The organism is Nitrospirota bacterium, from assembly GCA_040756155.1.
In the GTDB taxonomy this organism is placed as follows: Bacteria; Nitrospirota; Thermodesulfovibrionia; order JACRGW01; family JBFLZU01; genus JBFLZU01.
Window position 1 is genome coordinate 1 of the sequence record JBFLZU010000116.1, and the last position, 2,426, is coordinate 2,426.

The following is a 2,426-nucleotide window of genomic DNA, read 5'->3' on the forward strand; positions in this document are numbered from 1 at the left end:
TTACACCTCAGGCAAAATCATTCCTATCTGGGCGCCCGGGAAATAGGCAAGATTGGTTTCTCTCTCTTTTCCCCACGACCACGATGGTATTATCGAAAGCCTCGCAGTACCAGAACGGATGGAAAGTTTCCCCTGCCATTCCTCTATAAAACGCCTCACCGCCCTTAAGCCATGACCTCTACCTTCATCAGAATATCGGGATGCACCATAAAGCAATGCCTTTTCTATGGCATCAAGGTCGTTCCCCAATCTAAACCTCTCTTCAAGGGATTTCCTGAAACCTATCCCTATGTCCATGACAGCAATTTTTACAACATTTTTGCCAATACCCTGAAAATGGTATTTCTGAACACCTACAAATCCTGTCTCTTCGCTATGTTCAAGTATATTCTGACAGACCTCTGATAGGGCAACGATGAAGCCATCTATAGTCCGCTCATTATAATGCAGATGACGTTCAAGTATCGTATGGGCGCGGCTTTTTACCTTCCCTACAATAAAATGTATATCATCTGATTTTTCTATCGGTGTAATCTCAAGAAGAACATCAGAGTAAGAACTTCTGAGATACTTATCTGGAATCACAGGTTGAAGAGGTTCAAGATCAAAGTATTTATCTGCGTATTTAAAGAAATCCATTCTTTCAAGATACTTAAGAACGCTTTCTGATTCAGGGAGACGAAGGATATGGTATTTCCCTTTCGACTTAAGGGCTCCTCCGACTTCGAGAATTCCTACCATTCCATAGGGGTCAATAAAGTGTATCTCTCTTAGATCAAGGAAATCATGCTTTAAGGCTGAAGGGAGAATAAATTCAAAGGTGTCATCAATCAATTGCGTTATCATGGTAGATTTACATTCTCAGCTGTCCATCACCGAGTACTATGAACTTTGTGCAGGTAAGTTCCTCAAGCCCCATCGGACCCCTTGCATGTATCTTTGTTGTGCTTATGCCTATCTCTGCACCGAGACCAAACTGATAGCCATCATTAAGTCTTGTTGAGGCATTCACAAATACAGCAGAGGAATCAACCTCTCTTAGAAATCTCATCGCCTTTTGATAATTCTCTGTCACGATGGCATCCGAGTGTTGCGAGCCGTATCTTGCGATATGCTCAAGTGCCTCATCCATATCTTCAACAACCTTTACATTCAATATCAAATCAAGATATTCCTTTCCCCAGTCTTTATCCGATGCAGGCTTTATATCCGTAACCATATTTTGTGTTTTCTGGCATCCGAATATGTCCACCCCTGCCTCTCTTAACCTTTTAATCATCCTTGGGAGGAAATCCTTTGCCACATCCTTGTGCACAAGCATTGACTCCATCGCATTGCAAGTCCCTGGTCTCTGAACCTTTGCATTAAAACATATCTCCTCTGCCATATCGAGGTCTGCCTCTGAATCAACATAGGTGTGGCAAACACCCTTGTAGTGCTTTATTACCGGTATCTTTGAGTTTTCTACCACTGTTCTGATGAGTCCTTCTCCTCCACGCGGGATAATGAGGTCTATATAATCCTCAAGTTTAAGCATCTCGAGGACAGCCTCTCTTTCAGGGACATCTATGAATGTTACAGCATCCCCTATTATGCCCACCTCTTCAGCTGCTGTTGCAAGTATTTTGACAATCGCCTTGTTAGAATTTATAACCTCTGAACCACCCCTTAATACTACTGCATTTCCTGCCTTGAGGCAGAGGCTTGTTGCATCGGCGGTAACATTCGGTCTTGATTCATAGATTATACCTATTACACCTATTGGGACACGCATCCTTCCAACCTGCATCCCATTCGGTCTCCTCCACATCTTTATAACTTCACCTACAGGGTCAGGTAACTGTGTTACCTCCCTTAAACCTGTTGCCATTTCCTTTATCCTTTTTGAATTTAGAGTGAGTCTGTCTATCATCGCCTTTGAAAGCCCCTTCTCCTCAGCAGTCTTAATGTCTGTTTTGTTTTCAGAGATCAGTTCATCTGCATTTAACTCAAGACTATCAGCCATCTTGATAAGAGACCTGTTCTTAACCTCCGAGGAAAGGTTTGCAAGGCTGCGCGACGCCTCTTTTGCCTTTTTAGCCTTTTCTAGCACATAGCCTTTTATATCCATAAATCCTCCCATGAAAGGATTCAAGGATTCAAGTGAAAATTTAAAATGCAAAAATCAAAAATCAAAACCTGTCCTGACGACAGGTCAGGATTAAGGAATTCCATAATTTTGCATTTTGATATTTGATTTTTGATTTACAAGAGCTGGATTCCTGCTTCCGCAGGAATGACAGCCGAAACCTCGAATCCCTGAACCCTCGAACTCTTTAAGTTGTCTACAATATCACGAGGTTATCCCTGTGTATTACCTCATCATCATATTTATAGCCGAGCATTCTCTCGATCTCTGATGTCTTTGCACCCTTTATCTTTCTAAC

General features: G+C 42.1%; 2 protein-coding genes. Both read right to left on the reverse strand.

The genetic code is table 11. The annotated features are described in order from the left end of the window. Window positions 1-846, reverse strand: coding sequence for an ATP-binding protein (locus AB1488_11030; GenBank protein ID MEW6410622.1), 846 nt, complete (start codon window positions 844-846; stop codon window positions 1-3). Window positions 847-853: 7 nt separating this feature from the next. Continuing rightward, window positions 854-2,110 carry a glutamate-5-semialdehyde dehydrogenase gene (locus AB1488_11035; protein ID MEW6410623.1) on the reverse strand — a complete coding sequence of 419 codons (1,257 nt, stop codon included), beginning with the start codon at window positions 2,108-2,110 and terminating at the stop codon, window positions 854-856. Window positions 2,111-2,426: the final 316 nt, after the last annotated feature.